Annotated in this window: 14 protein-coding genes; 3 read left to right on the plus strand and 11 right to left on the minus strand. The window is 70.9% G+C overall.

Translation table 11 applies throughout. The features are described from left to right. Position 1: 1 nt before the first annotated feature. From AC3DE3_RS04255 to AC3DE3_RS04265, 3 genes are read right to left on the minus strand one after another with little or no spacing between them, the layout of a single operon-like run. Positions 2–1,147: an acyl-CoA dehydrogenase family protein gene (locus AC3DE3_RS04255; protein ID WP_260488358.1), complete on the minus strand. Its 1,146-nt coding sequence runs from the start codon at positions 1,145–1,147 to the stop codon at positions 2–4. Beyond that, positions 1,140–3,242, minus strand: a complete 2,103-nt coding sequence (locus AC3DE3_RS04260; protein ID WP_488369069.1) for an acetyl/propionyl/methylcrotonyl-CoA carboxylase subunit alpha — start codon at positions 3,240–3,242, stop codon at positions 1,140–1,142. Before AC3DE3_RS04260 ends, AC3DE3_RS04255 begins: the two co-directional genes overlap by 8 nt. Positions 3,243–3,250: 8 nt before the next feature. Beyond that, the gene (locus AC3DE3_RS04265) at positions 3,251–4,825 is read right to left on the minus strand and encodes a carboxyl transferase domain-containing protein (RefSeq protein ID WP_488369070.1); all 1,575 of its coding nucleotides are present in this window, start codon (positions 4,823–4,825) and stop codon (positions 3,251–3,253) included. Between the two features lie 335 nt (positions 4,826–5,160). Here AC3DE3_RS04265 and AC3DE3_RS04270 point away from each other — a divergent pair, with 335 nt between their 5' ends. Further along, the gene (locus tag AC3DE3_RS04270) at positions 5,161–5,451 is read left to right on the plus strand and encodes a DUF1540 domain-containing protein (protein WP_260488364.1); all 291 of its coding nucleotides are present in this window, start codon (positions 5,161–5,163) and stop codon (positions 5,449–5,451) included. 85 nt (positions 5,452–5,536) lie between these two features. On the opposite strand, the gene AC3DE3_RS04275 is transcribed toward AC3DE3_RS04270, so the two are convergent. Next, positions 5,537–6,214 carry a hypothetical protein gene (locus AC3DE3_RS04275; protein WP_488369071.1) on the minus strand — a complete coding sequence of 226 codons (678 nt, stop codon included), beginning with the start codon at positions 6,212–6,214 and terminating at the stop codon, positions 5,537–5,539. 142 nt (positions 6,215–6,356) lie between these two features. Here AC3DE3_RS04275 and AC3DE3_RS04280 point away from each other — a divergent pair, with 142 nt between their 5' ends. Continuing rightward, positions 6,357–7,811, plus strand: coding sequence for an amidase (locus AC3DE3_RS04280; RefSeq protein WP_488369073.1), 1,455 nt, complete (start codon positions 6,357–6,359; stop codon positions 7,809–7,811). A 3-nt stretch (positions 7,812–7,814) separates the two neighbouring features. Here AC3DE3_RS04280 and AC3DE3_RS04285 read toward each other — a convergent pair whose 3' ends face one another. After that, the gene (locus AC3DE3_RS04285) at positions 7,815–8,282 is read right to left on the minus strand and encodes an Lrp/AsnC family transcriptional regulator (protein WP_260488370.1); all 468 of its coding nucleotides are present in this window, start codon (positions 8,280–8,282) and stop codon (positions 7,815–7,817) included. Positions 8,283–8,449: 167 nt separating this feature from the next. Between AC3DE3_RS04285 and AC3DE3_RS04290 the strand changes: the two genes are divergently transcribed. Then, entirely contained in the window at positions 8,450–12,088 is a 3,639-nt protein-coding gene (locus AC3DE3_RS04290) for an indolepyruvate ferredoxin oxidoreductase family protein (RefSeq protein ID WP_488369074.1), read from the plus strand. 250 nt (positions 12,089–12,338) lie between these two features. Here the strand turns inward: AC3DE3_RS04290 and AC3DE3_RS04295 are convergent, their stop codons facing one another. The 6 genes from AC3DE3_RS04295 to sucC form a co-directional block, all read right to left on the minus strand. Then, a complete protein-coding gene (locus AC3DE3_RS04295; protein ID WP_260488374.1) occupies positions 12,339–12,968 on the minus strand; it encodes a TetR/AcrR family transcriptional regulator in 630 nt (209 codons plus the stop codon). A 1-nt stretch (position 12,969) separates the two neighbouring features. Next, positions 12,970–14,538 carry a bifunctional phosphoribosylaminoimidazolecarboxamide formyltransferase/IMP cyclohydrolase gene (purH, locus tag AC3DE3_RS04300; protein ID WP_260488375.1) on the minus strand — a complete coding sequence of 523 codons (1,569 nt, stop codon included), beginning with the start codon at positions 14,536–14,538 and terminating at the stop codon, positions 12,970–12,972. After that, positions 14,535–15,116, minus strand: coding sequence for a phosphoribosylglycinamide formyltransferase (gene purN / locus AC3DE3_RS04305; RefSeq protein ID WP_260489163.1), 582 nt, complete (start codon positions 15,114–15,116; stop codon positions 14,535–14,537). Before purN ends, purH begins: the two co-directional genes overlap by 4 nt. Before the next feature lie 163 nt (positions 15,117–15,279). Then, on the minus strand, positions 15,280–17,034 hold the full coding sequence (locus tag AC3DE3_RS04310) for a cell division protein PerM (RefSeq protein WP_488369075.1): 1,755 nt from the start codon (positions 17,032–17,034) through the stop codon (positions 15,280–15,282). Between the two features lie 125 nt (positions 17,035–17,159). Then, positions 17,160–18,062 (minus strand): succinate--CoA ligase subunit alpha, encoded by a 903-nt coding sequence (sucD, locus tag AC3DE3_RS04315; RefSeq protein ID WP_260488378.1) that lies wholly within the window; start codon positions 18,060–18,062, stop codon positions 17,160–17,162. Between the two features lie 21 nt (positions 18,063–18,083). Continuing rightward, the gene (sucC, locus tag AC3DE3_RS04320; RefSeq protein WP_488369076.1) at positions 18,084–19,250 is read right to left on the minus strand and encodes an ADP-forming succinate--CoA ligase subunit beta; all 1,167 of its coding nucleotides are present in this window, start codon (positions 19,248–19,250) and stop codon (positions 18,084–18,086) included. Positions 19,251–19,419: the final 169 nt, after the last annotated feature.

Consider the following 19,419-nt stretch of genomic DNA (forward strand, 5'->3'; position numbering starts at 1 on the left):
GTCACAACCCCAACCCGCGCGCGATGAGCATGAGCTGCACCTCGGTGGTGCCCTCGCCGATCTCGAGGATCTTGGAGTCGCGGTAGTGCCGCGCCACCGGGTACTCGTTCATGAAGCCGTAACCGCCGTGGATCTGGGTGGCGTCGCGGGCGTTGTCCATGGCCGCCTCGGAGGCGACCATCTTGGCGATGGCGGCCTCCTTCTTGAACGGCTTGCCGGCCAACATGAGGCGGGCGGCCTCGTAGTAGGCGCAGCGCGCGGTGTGGGCGCGGGCCTCCATGCGGGCGATCTTGAACGCGATGGCCTGGAACTCGCCGATCTTGCGTCCCATCGACTCGCGCTCACGGGCGTACTTGACCGACTCGTCGACGCAGCCCTGTGCGGCACCGGTGGCCACGGCGGCGATCGCGATACGACCCTCGTCGAGGATCGACAGGAAGTTCGCGTAGCCGCGCCCCTCCTCGCCGAGGAGGTTCTCCACCGGGACGCGGGCATCGGCGAAGGTCAGCGGGTGCGTGTCCGAGGAGTTCCAGCCCACCTTGTCGTACGCCGGCTCGGCCGTGAATCCGGGGGTGTCGGCCGGGACGATGATCGTCGAGATGGCCTTCTTGCCGTTGTCCCGGACCCCGGTCACGGCAGTGACGGTGACCAGCGACGTGATGTCGGTGCCGGAGTTGGTGATGAACTGCTTGTTGCCGTTGATCACCCACTCGTCGCCGTCACGCTTCGCGGTGGTCTTGGTGGCGCCGGCGTCCGAGCCCGCACCGGGCTCGGTCAGGCCGAAGCCGGCGAGCGTGCGGCCGGCGGCCAGGTCGGGCAGCCACGTGGCCCGCTGCTCGTCGTTGCCGAAGTGGTAGATCGGCATGGCGCCCAGGCCCACGCCGGCCTCGAGGGTCATGGCGGTCGACTGGTCGACGCGGCCGAGCTCCTCCAGCGCGAGGGACAACGCGAAGTAGTCGCCGCCCATCCCACCGAACTCCTCGGGGAAGGGCAGACCGAACAGGCCCATGTCGCCCATCTGGGCGACGACCTCGTACGGGAACGTGTGATTGCGGTCGTGCTCGGCCGAGGCCGGGGCCACCACCTTGTCGGCGAAGTCCGCGACCGTCGACTTCAGGTCCGCGTAGTGCTCTTCCAACTCAGGCATTGCCTTCTCCTTCGGATTCCTCGGTGGAGGGGTGGGGCTCGACGGTGCTCGGTTCAACAGTCGCGAGCAGGTGATCGGCGGGCACCTGCTCGCCGGTGGAGACGTGCACGCGGACCACACCGTCGATCGGCGCGGGGAGCGCGTGCTCCATCTTCATGGCCTCGACGGCCAGGATGTTCTGTCCGGCGGTCACCTCGTCGCCGTCGGCGACGAAGCACGCGATGACCGACCCGGGCATGGGGCTGAGGATCTGGCCGTCCGACATCCCGGCGTCGTGGATCCGGGAATCGATGAGCGGCAGCATCCGCAGATCCCACGTCCCGCCGTCGCCGGCCACCCAGAAGGTGTCCGCGGCCTTGGGGTCCGCCGAGCGCACGACGGTCCAGCGCTGCTGGGTGCCGTCGACGGTCAGTCTGAGCGAGGCGCCGTCCCGGGCGACCCGCGCGCGGTGCCGGGAGGAGACCTCGGGCGACTCGGTGGAGCCGATCGTCGCGTCGGTGATGGTCACCTCGGCGTCGTCGGGAGTCCCCTTGAGTCCCACCGTGACCGCGTCGGACCCGGCGCCGGCGTCCAGGCGGGTCCACACCTCGGCGCGCCCACCGATCCGCCAGCCGTTGGGCACGTCCCACGGGCCGCGACGCCGCGCGGGCACCCTGGCCCAGCGCTCCTCGGTGCGGTGCATGGCCACGGCGATCAGTCCGCCCTCGGGAGCGGGGGTCGCGGTGTAGTCGTCGACCGACCGGTCGAGCAGGCCCGTGTCCAGCTCGCCGGCGATGACCTCCGGCCGCGAGAGCAGGAACCGGCAGAAGTCGACGTTGGTGCGCAGCCCCAGCACGTGGGTGCCGGCGAGCGCAGCGTCGAGCCGGGCCAGTGCCTCGGCGCGATCGGCACCGTGGGCGATCACCTTGCCGAGCATCGGGTCGTAGTCGCTGCCGACGACCGTGCCGACGCGCAGTCCGGAGTCCACGCGGATGCCGTCGCCGGACGGCTCCTCCAGTCCGACCACCGTGCCGCCGGTGGGCAGGAAGCCCTTGGCCGGGTCCTCGGCGTAGACGCGGGCCTCGATCGCGTGACCGGTGAGGGTGATGTCGGACTGGCGGAGGGTGAGCTCCTGGCCCGCGGCGATGCGGACCTGCCAGTCGACCAGGTCCACGCCGGTGACCATCTCGGTGACCGGGTGTTCGACCTGCAGGCGGGTGTTCATCTCCATGAAGAAGAACTCGTCCGGGGCGTGGGCCGAGACGATGAACTCCACCGTGCCGGCGCCCACGTAGCCCACCGAGCGGGCCGCGTCGCAGGCCGCCTGACCGATGCGCTGGCGGGTGACCTCGTCGAGGAGCGCGCTGGGCGCCTCCTCGATGACCTTCTGGTGGCGGCGCTGCAGCGAGCACTCCCGCTCACCCAGATGGATGACGTTGCCGTGGGTGTCGGCCAGGACCTGCACCTCGATGTGGCGCGGGGTGTCGACGAACCGCTCGAGGAAGAGCGTGTCGTCGCCGAAGGCGTTCGCTGACTCCCGGCGGGCGGATTCCAGCGCGGCCGGCAGATCGGCGGCATCGGTGACGCGGCGCATCCCCTTGCCGCCACCTCCGGCGGAGGGCTTGACGAGGACCGGGTACCCGACCTCCGCGGCACCGGCGATCAGCTCGTCGTCGGTCAGCCCCGGACGCGAGATCCCGGGCACGGTGGGGACATCACGCGCGGACACCGCGGCCTTCGCGGTGATCTTGTCGCCCATGGTCTCGATGGCCGAGGCCGGCGGCCCGACGAAGATCAGGCCGGCCTCCTCGAGCGCCCGCGCGAACCGCGAGTTCTCGGAGAGGAAGCCGTAGCCCGGGTGCACGGCCTGGGCGCCGGTCCGGCGGCACGCGTCGATCACCTTGTCGATGTCGAGGTACGACTGCGAGGCCTGGGCCGGACCGAGACGGACGGCGGCGTCGGCCACGCGCACGTGCAGCGCGTCGGCGTCCGCGTCGGAGTAGACGGCGACCGAGCGGATACCCGCTGCCCGCAGCGAGCGGATCACGCGGCACGCGATCTCCCCGCGGTTGGCCACCAGGACGGTGTGGAGTTTCTGTGACAGTTGTTCTGACATGGAGCTGCTCACATCCTGAAGACGCCGTTGTTGACCGGCTCGAGGGGGGCGTTGGCCGCGGCCGCCAGGGCCAGACCGAGGACAGTGCGGGTGTCTGCGGGGTCGATGATCCCGTCGTCCCACAGGCGGGCAGTGGAGTAGTACGCGGTGGACTGCTCCTCGAACTGCTCACGGATCGGCGCGGTGAACTCGGCCTGCTGCTCGTCGGTCCACTCCCCACCCGACTTGGTGACCTGGGCTGCGCGCACCGAGGCGAGGGTGTCGGCCGCCTGCGGCCCGCCCATCACTGCGATCTTCGCGTTGGGCCACATCCACAGGAACCGCGGGGAGTACGCACGGCCACACATGGAGTAGTTGCCGGCGCCGAACGAGCCGCCCACGACGACGGTGAACTTCGGCACCCGGGCGCACGCGACGGCGGTGACCATCTTGGCGCCGTTCTTGGCGATACCGCCCGCCTCGTACTGCCGGCCCACCATGAAGCCGGTGATGTTCTGCAGGAAGACCAGCGGGATCTTGCGGCGGTCACACAGCTCGATGAAGTGGGCGCCCTTGAGCGCGGACTCGGAGAAGATGACGCCGTTGTTGCCGATGATGCCCACCGGGTGCCCGTGGATGTGGGCGAACGCGGTCACCATCGAGGTGCCGTAGTTCTCCTTGAACTCGGTGTACTCGCCGCCGTCGACGATCGTGCCGATGATGTCGCGCACGTCGTAGGGCTGGCGCGAGTCGACCGGGACGAGGTCGTACAGGTCGGACTGCGCGCGGACGGGCTCGCGGGGCTCGAGCACCTCCCAGTCCGGCTCCGGGGCCGGGGGGCAGGTCGCCACGATCCGGCGGACCTTCATGAGCGCGTCGTAGTCGTCGTCGGCCAGGTGGTCGACCACGCCGGAGGTCTTGGCGTGCAGGTCGCCGCCACCGAGCTCCTCGGCGGTGACCTCCTCGCCCGTCGCGGCCTTCACCAGCGGCGGGCCGGCGAGGAAGATCGTGCCCTGGTTCCGCACGATCACGGCCTCGTCGCTCATCGCGGGGACGTAGGCGCCACCGGCGGTGCACGAGCCCATGACCGCGGCGATCTGCGGGATGCCCTTGGCGGACATGTTCGCCTGGTTGTAGAAGATCCGGCCGAAGTGGTCGCGGTCGGGGAAGACCTCGTCCTGCTGCAGCAGCATCGCGCCGCCGGAGTCCACGAGGTAGATGCACGGCAGGTTGTTGGCCAGCGCCACCTCCTGGCCGCGCAGGTGCTTCTTCACCGTCATCGGGTAGTAGGTGCCACCGGAGACCGTCGCGTCGTTGGCGATGATCAGGCACTCGCGGCCCGACACGCGGCCGATCCCCGCGACGACGCCGGCGGCGGGGGCCTTGCCCCCGTACATCTCCTCGGCGGCGAGCGGGGACAACTCGAGGAACGGGCTGCCCGGGTCGAGCAGGACGTCCACGCGCTGGCGGGCGAGCAGCTTGCCCCGCTCGAGGTGGCGGGCACGGGCCTTCTCACCGCCGCCCAGCGCGGCCCGCTCGAGGCGCTCGCGGAGGTCGGCGAGAAGTTCCTCGTGGGCCTGGCGATTGGTGGTCGCGGAAGTCATCAGTGCCGCTCCCTTTCAGTTAAGTCCGACTAACTGAAATTGACGATAGTGCTGCGCCTCACAAATGTCCAGAGTCGGATCCGGCTGGGGGCCGTCGCCCGGCCACACGGTCGACCACAGCGCCGGGTGCCCCGCGGGTCGCCGCGCCGACGGACCACACCCGCACGATCGGCAGGTCCGACAGGCCCGCCTCCGCACCGTCGAGCGCATCGCCGCAGGTAGACAGTTAAGGCTGGCCTGACTTAGCACAGGCTCAACTTGCTTGCAAGCCGGGGGCATCCGGTGTTGACTCTGGGACACAGCACCACGCCACAGCCACACGAGGAGCGATCACCATGGCCACTCTCACCGGAATCAGCGCCTGCACCGTCACGGCGTGCTCGTTCAACAGCGAGCAGAGCTGCAGCGCCGGCGCCATCACCGTCGCCGGCACCCCGGATCACGCCGAGTGCGGAACCTTCATCTCGCTGGACGTCCGCGGCGGCCTGCCCACCGCGAGCGCGCACGTGGGCGCCTGCCAGCGGGTGGAGTGCGCCCACAACAAGGACCTGCTCTGTTCCGCGGACTCCGTCACCATCGGCTCCGGCGCCGACACCGCCGACTGCCTGACCTACACCCCGGCCTGATCCGCCCCAGCCTGATCCACGCCGGCCTGACCTCCACCCCGGCCTGATCGGCCGGGCCGCCTCGGTCCTGCGCGGCGGCGGGTAGCTAGCTGGCGCGGGCCACGTACTGGCCCATCTCGCGGACGACGTCGCCCGCACACTCCGCACGGGTCAGGAACGGTAGGTGGATGACATCCGCGTCGGTCCCCAGGGCGGTCAGCAGATGCAGTCCGTCCGGATCGACGCCCAGGACGTACGGCGGCTGTGCCGGGTCGCCCGACCCGGCCAGCATCGCCAGATCATGACCGAAGCGCGCCCGGATCTCGTCCGCGAGACCGGGCGCCTCGCATGCCAGGGGGTCCGACGGGACCGTGTCCAGGCATCCCGCGTGGACTGTGCCCTCGTGCCCCAGACGGCGGACGGTGAGATCACCGAGCTCGATCTCGACCTCGACGACCCACCCCTCGCCCTGCCGGGCGGCTCGCGCCACACCGAAGCCGTAGAGGCTGGCGACGTGGACCTTGGCCTCGACGATCGGGGCGAACTCGTCGATCATCACGACGACCTCGACGGACTCCCCCGGCGCGACCAGGAGTCCCGACCAGGGCGCCGGCGTCCCGGTGACGATGATCGTGCCCCCACCGACCCAACGATGCCCCGCGGAGACCATGACGTCCGAACGGTTCTTAGACCCGCGTACGGCGACGGTCGCGATACCGGTGCCGTCGAGAAGGCGGCGGGCGCCAGTGGTGATCGGATCCGACACGACCGGGTGCGCTGCCATCAATTGCCTCCAGAGATCGGCCCCTCACGCAAACGCATTAGGTGACCCTCGCCTTACTTAGGTATCCCTAAAGTGCCCGATGCGCCGTGGACTGTCAAGGCACCCGGCGATTTCCGTGCCACACCGCCCTAGAGTGGGTGTGGTGACCGACGCCACAGCCGCCGCACCACCCCACTCCGACACCACACGGATCCACGCCTTCCGTGACGACGCGCTCGGGTACGACGACGCCACCGCCCTCGCCGAGCGGGTCCGCGGAGGCCTGGTGTCGCCAGTCGAGCTCGTCGAGGCCGCCATCGACCGGTGCGCGGCGGTGGATCCCGTCCTCGGGGCCCTGGTGTTCACCGATTTCGACCGGGCCCGCGAGGAGTCGCGACGTGCCGCCGGTTCGCGCCTGTCCACCCCGTTCGCGGGCGTGCCGTCGGCATTCAAGGACGCGGTGCAGGTGGAGGGCGCCCCGATGCGCCTCGGCTCGCCCGCCGTTCCCGACTACCCCGCCCTCCACGACGGCGACTACGCACGGACGTTCCGCGCCACCGGCCTCATCCCACTGGGCATCACCGCCATGCCCCCGTTCGGTTGGACCGCCGCCACCGAACGGCAGGGAGGGCTGGTCACCCGGAACCCGTGGAACACCGGCCGCACCAGTGGCGGATCCTCGGGCGGTTCGTCGGCCCTGGTGGCCGCGGGCGCGCTGCCGATCGCCCATGCCAACGACGGCGGGGGGTCGATCCGCATCCCCGCGGCCGTGACCGGGCTGGTCGGGTTCAAACCGAGCCGCGGCAGGCACCCCGACGAGCGGTTCTCCCAGGGGATGCCCATCCCGATCGTGTCCCAGTCGGTGGTCTCGCGCTCGGTCCGCGACACCGCGACGTTCCTCACCGCGTTCGAGGCGGGCCACCGCCCGGTCAGGGTGCCGCCGGTGGGACCGGTAGCGCCCGCCCCGTCACGGCGCCTGCGCATCGGGCTGGTGGAACACAGCCCGGCCGGCGGCCCGACCGATGCCGCGACCCTGGCGGTGCTCCGCGAGACCGCCCAACGGTTGGCGGACCTCGGACACGAGGTCGTCCCGACGGCCGCTCCCGTCCCGCCGGGGTTCCGTGAGGACTTCGTCGCCTACTGGGGACTACTCGCTCTGAGTACGTCGACCTCTGGGCGCCGCCTGTTCGACCCCGACTTCGACGCCGGCCGACTCGACCCCTTCACCGTCGGGCTCGCGCGGATGGCCCGCCGGAGGATCGCGTCGATGCCGCTGCACCTGCTGCGGCTGGAGCGGACCCGGCGCCGGTTCGACGCGAGGTTCGGCGACATCGATGTGTTCATCAACCCGGTGGTCGCGCACGAGACCCCGGAGGTCGGGTACCTGGACGCCGACCTCCCGTTCGAGACCCACCTCGACCGGGTCTCGAACTGGGTCACCTTCACCCCGCTGCAGAACATCGCGGGATCCCCCGCCGTGTCGCTTCCCACCGGACGCGCCCCGGACGGGATGCCCGTAGGCGTGCACTTCTCCGCGCGCAGGGGGCAGGACCGGCTCCTGCTCGAACTCGCCTCCGAGTACGAGGCCGCCCACCCGTTCGCCCGGATCTGGGAGTGAGACTCACTCCCCCAGCAGCTGGGTGACCCGCGGCCCGACCCGCTGACGCAGGATCACCTCGGTGCGGGTGCGCAGTACGCCGGGCGTGGAGATGATCGCGCTGAACACCTCCTCGAGATGGGCGTGATCCCGCGCGACCACCCGGCAGACCACGTCGAACTCGCCGGCGATGCTCACCACCTCCAGCACCTCGCGCACCTCGGCGAGGCCCGCGCAGGTCTCGTCGAGCCTGGCCTGCGCCACCTGGATGTGGACGAGGGCGCCCAGCGGGTACCCGAGGGCGGCGGGATCGAGGCTCGGCGCCCAGGACGCGAGCACGCCCCGGGCCTCGAGTTTGTCGAGCCGCGCCTGGGCGGTGCCCCTGGCCACCCCGAGCCGCCGGGAGAACTCCCGCACTCCGACGCGTGGATCCGCCAAGACGATGTCGAGGAGCCGGCGGTCGGTGTCGTCCAGGTTGGGGGATGCGTCCATGTGTCCACGGTATACGACGACGAGGTGGACAGCTGGTACAGCTGGCGCCCGTTCTGAGCGCTCCGATTGTGCAGAGTGACCGGCCCGCGAATGACCGCGTGACGCACCTCACAGTTCGTCCTAGCCTGGTGGCACATCGCTCGACTCGTGAAGGCCAGGTGTTGATCATGACCTCTCTGCTCCATCCCGCTGACGGCGCGCATGACGACCTGCCCCGGACCGGGCAGGCGGACGCCGGATCGTTCTCCCTCTCCGATCGCTACACGCGCGAGAGCGGCACGGTCTTCCTGACCGGAATCCAGGCACTGGTCCGGACGGTCCGCGACCGGGCACGGCTCGACCGCAGGCAGAACCTGCTCACCGCGAGCCTGGTCAGTGGCTACGAGGGGTCACCGCTGGCGGGGTACGACCTGGAGCTGGCCAGGCGCCGCGAGTTCCTCGACCCGTTCGACATCGTGCACCGCCCCGCGCTCAACGAGGAGGCGGGCGCGACCGCGGTGATGGGGTCCCAGCTCGCCCGGCGTACGGGCACCCTCCGCGCCACCGGGAACACCGGCGGCGCCGCCCTGCAGGGCGTCGTGGGGTACTGGTACGGAAAGGCGCCCGGTCTGGACCGCGCCACCGATGCCCTGCGGCACGCGAACCTCATCGGTACCGATCCGAACGGCGGCGCGGTGGTGCTGGTCGGCGACGATCCGGGCGCCAAGTCCTCCACCGTGCCGTGCGCATCCGAACTGGCCCTCGCCGACCTGTACATGCCCACGCTCTACCCCGCGGACTCGCAGGACGTGCTCGACTTCGGCGTCCACGCCGCGATGCTGTCGCGGGTCTCGGGGCTGTGGTCGGCCATGAAGATCTCCGCGCACGTCGCCGACGCCTCCTCGACCGCGATCGTCGACCCCGACCGGATCCTGCCCGTGTACGGGGACCTCGGGGCCAGCCCGCACGTACCGTCCGGGCGCCTGCTGGGATCCAGCCTCATGGAACTGGAGCAGAACCAGCTCACCATCCGTATCCCCCGCGCGTTGGAGTACGCCCGCCTCAACCGCCTCAACCGCATCGTGCAGGCGACCCCCGACGACCGGATCGGCATCGTCGCGGCGGGCAAGACCTACCTCGACGTGCGCGAGTCGCTGCGCCGCCTCGGGATCGGCGACGACGAACTGGCCCGCCGCGGGATCCGCATCCTCAAGCTGGGCATGATCTACCCCCTGGAACGACAGATCCTGGACGAGTTCATGTCCGGCCTCGACGAGGTGATCGTCGTCGAGGAGAAGCGCGACTTCATCGAGACGATGATCCGGGACATCCAGTTCCGCAAGCCCGGGGTGGCGAACGTCGTCGGCAAGGCCCACGAGGACGGGTCCACCCTGTTCAGCCGGTTCGGCGAGCTCGACGTGGACTCCGTCACCCGCGGTCTGGCGCAACGCCTCGGCCCGGTCCACGGCATCGAGCCGGCCCGCGCCTGGCTCGAGGGTCCGGGGCGGGGGCGTTCCCGGATCATGCTCCCGCTCGCCGCCAGCCGCACCCCGTACTTCTGCTCGGGCTGTCCCCACAACAGCTCGACCAAGGTCGCCGACGGCACGCTCGTCGGCGGGGGCATCGGCTGCCACGCGATGGTGCTCATGATGGACGAGGAGCAGGTCGGTCACGTCACCGGAGTCACCCAGATGGGCGGCGAGGGGATCCAGTGGACCGGGATGGCCCCGTTCCTGAACGAACGGCACATGGTGCAGAACGTCGGCGACGGCACCTTCATGCACTCGGCGTCCCTGGCACTGCGGGCCGCCGTGGCCTCGGGCGACAACATCACCTACAAGCTCCTCTACAACGGGACCGTCGCGATGACGGGTGGTCAGGACCCGGTCGGGGAGATGACCCTGCCGGAGATCCTCCGGCTCCTGCAGGCGGAGAAGGTCGCGAGGATCGTCGTCACCACCGACAACGTCAGGGCCACCCGCGCCCAGGGGCTGCCCCGGGGCGTGGAGGTCCGCGACCGCGTGGACACGCTCGAGGTGCAGCGGGAGCTCGCGGCCGTCCCGGGGGTCACGGTTCTGGTGCACGATCAGTTCTGCGCGGCCGAGAAGCGCCGCCACCGCAAGCGTGGCACGTACCCCACCCCTGATGAGCGGGTCGTGATCAACGAGCGCATCTGCGAGGGCTGCGGTGACTGCGGGAAGAAGTCCAACTGCCTGTCGGTCCATCCGGTGGAGACCGAGTTCGGCCGGAAGACCCAGATCGACCAGTCCACCTGCAACTTCGACTTCTCCTGCCTGCAGGGTGACTGTCCCGCGTTCGTCACGGTGGTTCCCGGCACGACGTCCGGACGGGTGGCGTCCGCGCCGGCCCTGGCCGCCGACGCGATCGCGGAACTGGCCGGCGTCGGGGTGGATCCCGACCGCGGCTTCTCCCTGCGGCTGACCGGGATCGGCGGCACCGGAATCGTCACGGTGTCCGCGGTCCTGGCCACCGCGGCGGTCCTCGACGGTCACTCGGCCCGCACCCTGGACATGACCGGGCTCGCCCAGAAGGGCGGCGCCGTGGTCTCCGACGTCCGCGTCACCCGGACTCCGACCGAACAACCGCCCAAGATCGGGGCCGGCGACTGCGATCTGTACCTGTGCTGCGACGGCCTGGTCGGGGCGGACAGCACCCACCTGAAGGTGGCCGACCCCGACCGCACCACCGCGGTGGTGTCGACCACCCGGATCCCGACCGGGAAGATGGTCATCGACACCGCCGAGCACTACCCGGCCACCTCGGACATCCAGTCCGTCATCGACGGGGCCACGTCGCGCGGTGTCTACCTCGACCCGGGCGCGCTCACCGATCAGCTCTTCGGGTCCACCCAGACCGCCAACATGCTCATGGTCGGGGCGGCCTACCAGAGCGGTGCCCTGCCCATCTCCTCCCACTCGATCGAGCGGGCGATCGAGCTCAACGGGGTGGCCGTGGACGCGAACCTCCAGGCCTTCCGCCGCGGAAGGCAGGCGGTCGCCGAGCCCAGGGCCCTGGCCGCGCTGCTGGCCGAGCTGCATCGCCCGGTGGCCACGGCGACGGCGAGACCGCACACGCCCTCCCCCGCCGCCGAGCGCCTGTTGACGCACCTGGGCCCCGACGCCTCGCGCGAGCTCCGCGAGGTGGTCGCGCTGCGGATCGACGAGCTGATCGCCTACCAGGACGAGGCCTACGCGGCCGACTACGCCCGTCGGGTGGGGCAGGTGCGCGCCGCCGAGACCCCGCGCGACGGTGTCGACACCGCGCCCGCGGCCGTCGAGACCGGGCCCGCGGCCGAGCAGCTCAGCCTCGCGGTGGCCCGCAACCTGTTCAAGCTCATGGCCTACAAGGACGAGTACGAGGTCGCCCGCCTGGCCGTGGACCCGGAGTTCGCGGCGCAACTCGACGAGGACTGGGGCGAGGGCGCGGTGCCCAAGCTCAAGCTCCATCCGCCGATCCTCCGCGCGATGGGGATGAAGAAGAAGATCTCGATAGGTCCCAGGGCGATGCCCGCGATGAAGGCGCTGGCCAGGATGAAGCGCCTGCGCGGCACCCCGCTCGACATGTTCGGCTATGCCGGGGTGCGTCGAACCGAGCGTGACCTGCTGGCCGAGTACCGCGAGCTGGTCGACGAGCTCACCGCCGGACTGCGGCGCGTGGGACCGGCGGGCACCGACATCGCCTGGCGCGCCACCGCCGTGGCGCTCGCGGAACTCCCGGACATGGTCCGCGGCTACGAGGACGTCAAGCTCGAGAACGTCGAGCGCTACCGCGAGGAGCTGGCCCGTCTGCGGTCCGCCCTCACCTGACCCGCGACGTCCCGAGACGACGAGAGGAGTCTCCGGATCGAGACGAACCTCCGGACTGCATGGCGCGCATCGATCCGCCCCCTGATTCAGCCCACCCGCACGATCCGCCCCCCGAAATCCGATGCGCCCCCGGAGCCCCGCGAGCGAACCGGAATCTGAAGGGCGGATTACGCGGGCTCTGACAATCCAAGGGGCAGATCAGACCCGGGGTCCCGGAGGTCCCGGGCCGAGCGAGCACCCGGGCCCGGGCTCAGGACCGCAGGGCCGCCGCCGCCATGGCCGTGAGCACGCGCCGCAGCTCGGCCTCGGCCATGGCGGGCAACCGGGGGCTCGAGTTGAGGAGGCCGAACACCGCGTGGACGTGCGCCCGCGCCTCGATCGACGAGAGGTCGGGTCGGACCCGCACCAGGGCGTCCACCCACAGCTGTGCGTACTCGCGCTGCAGTCGGCGGACCTCGTGCCGGGGCGCGGCCGGCAGCGAACCGAGGTCGCGGAACTGCACGCTGATGAGGTCGGGTTCGGTGGCGACGAAGTCGACGTGCACCCCGAGCAGGGCGTCGAGCACGTCCGTGGGATCCCCGCCCCGCTCGACCGCGGCGCGTCCGCCGTCCCGCAGCCGGCGCGAGATGTCGAGCAGCATCTCCGCCAGCACGTCCTCCTTGGAGGAGAAGTAGCGGTACATGCCGGGTCCGGAGATGCCGACCTCGGCACCGATGTCATCCAATCGCACGGCGTGGAACCCGCGCCGGGCCATGAGGCGAGCGGCGGCGACGAGGATCTCGTCGCGTCGGCGGGCCTTGGCCCGGGCGCGCGGGGTCAGCGGGGCCGCCGGGTCACGCTGCTCGCCCACCCCGCCGTCCTCGACCCCGATCCCCGTCATCTCAGTGGAAGAAGTGCCGGGCGCCGGTGAAGTACATGGTGATCCCGGCCTTCTCGGCGGCCTCGATCACCTCAGCGTCCCGCACGGACCCTCCGGGCTGGACCACGGCGCGCACACCGGCCTCGGCGAGCACCTCGAGTCCGTCGGCGAACGGGAAGAACGCGTCGGAGGCCGCGACGGCGCCGGTGACCCGCTCCCCTGCGCGCTGCACGGCCAGACGCGCCGAGTCGACACGGTTGACCTGCCCCATCCCCACGCCGACGGTGGCCCCGCCGGTCGCGAGGAGGATCGCGTTGGACTTGACCGCGCGGCAGGCTCGCCACGCGAACAGCAGGTCGCGCAGGGTCTGCTCGTCGGCGTCGTCCCCGCACGCCTTGGTCCAGCCCGCCACCACGTCACCGGGGGCGTCGAGAGCGTCCCGCTGCTGCACGAGCACGCCGCCGGAGATCTGCTTGCGCTCGACCTCGCCCTCGGCGGGCGGTTGCGCCTCGAGGATCCGGATGTTCTTCTTGCGCTGCAGGATCTCCACGGCACCGTCGGCGTAGGACGGCGCGATGATCACCTCGGTGAAGATCTCGGCGACCTGCTCGGCCATCTCGACGGTGACCTCGCGGTTGGCGGCGATCACCCCGCCGAACGCGCTCACCGGGTCGCACTCGTGGGCGGCGCGGTGGGCCGCGGCGATGTCGGCGTCGATCGCGATCCCGCACGGGTTGGCGTGCTTGATGATCGCCACGCACGGCTCGGCATGGTCGAACGCCGAGCGCCACGCGGCGTCACCGTCGACGTAGTTGTTGTAGCTCATCTCCTTGCCGTGCACCTGCGTGGCCTGCGCGAGGCCGGGCGCGGCGGCCGCATCGGTGTAGAGCGCGGCACTCTGGTGCGGGTTCTCTCCGTAACGGAGCGTGGCGGCCAGGTCGAGGCTCTGCCCCTGCCAGACCGGGTACACCTCCGCGCCCTCGTCGGTCGGCTCGATGGTCTGCGCGGTCATCCAGGTCGCCACGGCGACGTCGTAGGCGCCGGTGTGGCGGAACGCGGCGGCGGCCAGGCCGCGGCGCTGCTCGAGGGTGAACCCGCCCGCCGCGACGGCGGCGAGCGCGTCGCCGTATCCGGCGGGGTCGACGAGCACGGCCACCGACGGGTGGTTCTTGGCGGCCGCGCGGACCATCGAGGGCCCGCCGATGTCGATCTGTTCCACGCAGGCGTCGAAGTCGGCGCCGGAGGCGACGGTGTCAGTGAAGGGATAGAGGTTGACGACGACGAGCTCGAACGGTTGCACACCGAGGTCGGCGATCTGCTCGAGATGCTCCGGCTTGCGGGTGTCGGCCAGGATGCCGGCGTGGACCCGCGGGTGCAGGGTCTTGACCCGCCCTTCGAGGCATTCCGGGAACCCGGTCAGCGCGTCGACGGGCGTCACGGCGACCCCGGCGTCGGCGATGCGCTGCGCGGTGGAGCCGGTGGAGACGATCTCGACTCCGGCGTCGGCGAGCCCCCGGGCGAGCTCGTCCAGCCCGGTCTTGTCGTAGACGCTGATGAGTGCGCGGCGGACGGGCCTGCGGGAATCGGTCACGTTAGGTGCACCTTTCGACCTTCGATGTGGAGTCGGCCACGGGCGGCGGCCGCGAGGACGTCGACGAGCATCTCGCGCTCGACGACCTTGATGCGTTCGTGGAGGGTGGCCTCCGTGTCGTCCGGCCGGACGTCGACGGCCCGCTGGGTGATCACGGGTCCGGTGTCCACGCCACCGTCGACCAGGTGGACGGTGCTGCCGGTCACGGTCACCCCGTAGGCGAGCGCGTCGCGCACCGCATGGGCGCCGGGAAAGGCCGGCAGCAGGGCCGGGTGCGTGTTGAGTACGCGTCCGGCGAATCGTCCGAGGAACGCCGCACCGAGAATGCGCATGAATCCGGCCGAGACCACCCAGTCGGGCTCGAAGCCGTTCACGACGTCGGTGATCGACCGGTCCCAGTCGGCGCGGTCGGCGTGGTCGCCGGGCCGGACGACGGCAGTGGGCAGAGGAACACGGTCGGCCCGGGCGACGGCCTCGCAGTCGCGGTCGGAGACCAGCGCGACGATGCGATACGGACAGTCGGGGGCGCCTGCGGCGTCGAGCACACTCTGCGCGAGGGTTCCGGAACCGGACGCCATGAGCACGACACGGCAGGGCGAACCAGCGCCCGCATCGGCGGGACCCGCGCCGGGACGGTCGGAACCGGGGGCGTCGGCACTGGGGGTGTCGGTACCGACCACGTCCGGCTCTCCTACCCGTCGATCCACCGGCCCGCCGGGTGCGCGGGCCACGGGTGGGAGTCTAGTCGGCCGCCCCTCTGCCCTCAGCAGGCAGACCGGTCGGATCGTCGGGGTCGGGGCGTCCGACCCCGGGTCGGGCCCCAGACCGGGGATCGTCGGGTCCGGAGTCGTCGGCGACGGTGTCTTCGGCGACGGTGTCCTCGGGTCCGGCGTCGTCGGCGACGGGGTCGACCGGCAGCGCGACCTCGGAGTCCTCGGACCCCGTCTCCGCAGACCGCGGGTCCTCAGCCGCCGCCGGGGATGGCGGGTCCTCCGCGACCGGGGTGTCCGTGCCCGGGGCCGGGTCGAGGTCAGCCTGCGCGTCGACCTCGCCGACGGTGTCGGCCCAGGGTTCGCCGGCCTCGTCGTCGTCGCTCTCGTCGTCGCTCTCGTCGTCGCTCTCGTCACCACCCACGGCGTCGGCCCGGGGTTCGCCGGCCTCGTCGTCGTCGGGCGCCTCGGCGGGCAGCTCGTCCCCGCCGCCGTCTCCGTCTCCGCCGTCCCTGCCGGAGGCGTCCGCTGAACCCCGGTCCACCGGGTCCCCGTCCACCGGGTCCGTGTCCACCGAGACGCCGGCGCGCCGGCGGCGCCGCTCGAGCTCGCCCTCGGCCCGCTCACGACGCCGGGTGAGGCCCGCCAACGACAGCGCGATGGTCGCCGAACCGATGATGCCGAACAACAACAGGGCCATCGACGCCGCGATGAGCGAGCCCGTCCCGACCATGCCGAGCATTCCCAGCCGGCCGCCGGCCACGACCGGGCTCAACGCGATCACCAGCGCCACGATCGCCGCCGCGAGCCAGGTCGCCTTGACGGCGTCCGCAGTCGTACGGAACCAGTGCGCGATCGACCGGGCGAGCCCGGCCGCCAGCACCACCGTCACCAGCAGCAGACCCTGCACCACCCAGTGCGGGTTGGTGGTGGGCAGCGCGGCCGCCAGCGGCACCTCCGGCATCGGGCCTCGGGAGACGGCGAACACGCTGTACGAGGCCTCCCCCAGGTGCGCCTCACCGCCGACCATCAGCGCTGCACCGGCCATCACCATGTTGGGCAGGTACGCCACCGAGATGCCGGTGAGCGCGGCGGTGCCCACGAGACCCTTGCCGATCTCCAGGACCGACCCCACCGGGTCCCACGCCAAGACCAGCCCGGCCAGCACCAACACCGTGACAGCCGCCCAGGTCGCGGCCACGTACGCCGTTCCCAGGTGGAGACCGCCGCGCACCCACAGCGGCAGGGTCTCGCGCAGTTCCCGACGGAAGTACAGCCACACACCCAGCCCAGAGCCCGTGATCCCCACCCCCGCGGTCCACACCAGCGCCGTGGACAGCGACGACTCGCGCACCGCGAAGTCCGATGCGGCGGACCCCACCAGCAGCGTCGCCAGCACGGTCAGCAACAGCCCGGCCAGCGTCACGCCGACCACGGCCGCGCCGGCCTCCCGCGGACCCGGTTGCTCGACGTCCGCCAGCACCGCGCGGGTCTGCCGCGCCAGGACCGCCACGTAGAGGAGCGGGGGCAGCAGCGGCAGGAACCCGAGCTCGACCCGGTCCACGGTCAGCGGCACCCGGTTGACCACCAGCCACTCCACCGAGACCACGGCGAACAGCGAGTCGAACCCGTCGGCGGCGAACAGCAACACGGCCAGGGTGAGCGCCGCCAGCACCAGCACCGAGACGATGACGGGCAGCGCCGCGGCGGCCGCCGTCCACAACAACGAGCGGGCACCCGCGGGCGACCGTCTCGCAGCGGGCCGGATGACGCGTGGAGGACTCACTCTGACAACCGTAGATACCCACCGGCGCGGGGCACCCCCGGCACGCCGCGACCCCCGCCATCCGGGGATGACGGGGGTCGGGAAACGTTCACTCGCCGTGGCACGCCAACGCCACCGCGGGTGGATCACATCGCGTCGAGGATCTCCTTGGCGAGCGCGGCGGTCGCGGACGGCGTCTTGCCGACCTTGACACCCGCGGCCTCCAGGGCCTCCTGCTTGGCCTGCGCGGTACCCGCGGAGCCGGAGACGATGGCGCCGGCGTGGCCCATGGTCTTGCCCTCGGGAGCCGTGAAGCCGGCCACGTAGCCGACGACCGGCTTGGTGACGTTGGCCTTGATGTAGTCGGCGGCGCGCTCCTCGGCGTCGCCGCCGATCTCACCGATCATCACGATGACCTTGGTCTCCGGGTCGTTCTCGAAGGCCTCGATGCAGTCGATGTGCGTGGTGCCGATGATCGGGTCGCCGCCGATGCCGATGGCGGTCGAGAACCCGTAGTCGGCGAGCTCGTACATCATCTGGTAGGTCAGGGTGCCCGACTTGGACACCAGACCGATCGGGCCCTTGCCCGCGATGTTGGCCGGGGTGATGCCGACCAGCGACTCACCCGGCGTGATGATGCCTGGGCAGTTCGGGCCGATGATGCGGGTCTTGTTGCCCTTGGCGAGGTTGTAGTTCCACGCGGTGGCGGTGTCCAGGACCGGCGCGCCCTCGGTGATGACCACGGCGAGCGGGATCTCCGCGTCCACGGCCTCGATGATGGCGTCCTTGGTGAACGGCGGCGGGACGAAGAGGATCGTCGTGTCGGCGCCGGTGGCCTCCATGGCCTCCTTCACGGAACCGAAGACGGGCAGCTCGATGTCGTTGCCGTCAGCGTCCTTGTGCTGCACCGTGGTGCCGGCCTTGCGGGCGTTGACGCCACCGACGACCTGGGTGCCGGCCGCGAGCATGCGGGCGGTGTGCTTGGTGCCCTCACCGCCGGTGATGCCCTGGACGATGACCTTGCTGTCCTTGTTGAGGAAGATCGACATGTGTGTAAGGTCCTCTGTTTCTTACTTGGCGGCCAGCTCGGCGGCCTTGTCGGCGCCGGAGTCCATGTTGTCGGCCAGGGTCACGAGCGGGTGGTTCGCCTCGGCGAGGATCTTGCGACCCTCCTCGACGTTGTTGCCGTCGAGCCGGACCACGAGGGGCTTGTTGGCCTCGTCGCCCAGGATCTCCAGGGCCTTGACGATGCCGTTCGCGACCGCGTCACACGCGGTGATGCCACCGAACACGTTGACGAACACGCTCTTGACCTGCTCGTCGCCGAGGATGACGTCGAGACCGTTGGCCATGACCTCGGCCGAGGCGCCGCCGCCGATGTCGAGGAAGTTGGCGGGCTTGACGCCGCCGTGGTTCTCGCCCGCGTAGGCGACGACGTCGAGGGTCGACATGACCAGACCGGCGCCGTTGCCGATGATGCCGACCTCGCCGTCCAGCTTGACGTAGTTGAGGTCGTTCTCCGCGGCCTTCTGCTCGAGCGGATCCGTGGTGCCCGCGTCGGCGAAGTCGGCGAAGGTCTCCTTGTGACGGAACTCGGCGTTCTCGTCCAGGGTGACCTTGCCGTCGAGGGCGAGGATCTCGTCACTCGGTGTACGCACGAGCGGGTTGACCTCGACCAGCGAGGCGTCCTCCTTGACGAACACCTCGTACAGCTTGGCGATGGTCACCGCGGCGGCGTCCAGCACCTCCTCCGGCAGGTGGCCGGCCTTCGCGATCTCGCGGGCCTTGGCCACGTCGACACCGACCGTGGGGTCGATGTTGATCCGGGCGAGGCGGTCCGGGGACTCCTCGGCGACCTGCTCGATCTCGACGCCGCCCTCGACCGAGCACATGGCCAGGTAGTTGCGGTTCGCACGATCGACGAGGAAGGAGATGTAGTACTCCTCAGCGATATCGCTGGCCTCGGCGACGAGCAGGTTCTTGACGATGTGGCCCTTGATGTCCAGGCCCAGGATGTCCTCGGCCCGGGCGCGGGCCTCCTTGGCATCCTCCGCCAGCTTCACGCCGCCGGCCTTGCCTCGGCCACCGACCTTCACCTGTGCCTTGACGACAACAGGCTTGCCGATCTCGGCCGCGACCTTCTCGGCCTCCTCCGCGGTATCCGCGACGCGCCCCGGGGTGGTGGGCACGTCATGCTTCGCGAAAAGAGCCTTTGCCTGGTATTCAAAGAGATCCATCAGCTCACCATCTTGACGTGGGTAGATTCGCCCGGCCCTGTTGAAAGCCGAGTCCTTCCTCATCCTAGGCGCGTGGTGTGTTCCCCGTCGCACACTGGGGGTGGCTGTGTGCACTGAATCACAGTGGGCGCCGTTCGCGTCCGCCACACGGCCCCCGCCGGCCCCGTCG

The sequence above is a fragment of the Dietzia sp. IBK-p2-16D genome, from assembly GCF_057773085.1.

Bases quoted from the DNA above. Each gene is read 5' to 3' on its own strand.
- AC3DE3_RS04255 (WP_260488358.1), bottom strand. From the start codon at position 1,147: ATGCCTGAGTTGGAAGAGCACTACGCGGACCTGAAGTCGACGGTCGCG.
- AC3DE3_RS04260 (WP_488369069.1), bottom strand. From the start codon at position 3,242: ATGTCAGAACAACTGTCACAGAAACTCCACACCGTCCTGGTGGCCAAC.
- AC3DE3_RS04265 (WP_488369070.1), bottom strand. From the start codon at position 4,825: ATGACTTCCGCGACCACCAATCGCCAGGCCCACGAGGAACTTCTCGCC.
- AC3DE3_RS04270 (WP_260488364.1), top strand. From the start codon at position 5,161: ATGGCCACTCTCACCGGAATCAGCGCCTGCACCGTCACGGCGTGCTCG.
- AC3DE3_RS04275 (WP_488369071.1), bottom strand. From the start codon at position 6,214: ATGGCAGCGCACCCGGTCGTGTCGGATCCGATCACCACTGGCGCCCGC.
- AC3DE3_RS04285 (WP_260488370.1), bottom strand. From the start codon at position 8,282: ATGGACGCATCCCCCAACCTGGACGACACCGACCGCCGGCTCCTCGAC.
- AC3DE3_RS04290 (WP_488369074.1), top strand. From the start codon at position 8,450: ATGACCTCTCTGCTCCATCCCGCTGACGGCGCGCATGACGACCTGCCC.
- AC3DE3_RS04295 (WP_260488374.1), bottom strand. From the start codon at position 12,968: ATGACGGGGATCGGGGTCGAGGACGGCGGGGTGGGCGAGCAGCGTGAC.
- purN (WP_260489163.1), bottom strand. From the start codon at position 15,116: ATGGCGTCCGGTTCCGGAACCCTCGCGCAGAGTGTGCTCGACGCCGCA.
- sucD (WP_260488378.1), bottom strand. From the start codon at position 18,062: ATGTCGATCTTCCTCAACAAGGACAGCAAGGTCATCGTCCAGGGCATC.
- sucC (WP_488369076.1), bottom strand. From the start codon at position 19,250: ATGGATCTCTTTGAATACCAGGCAAAGGCTCTTTTCGCGAAGCATGAC.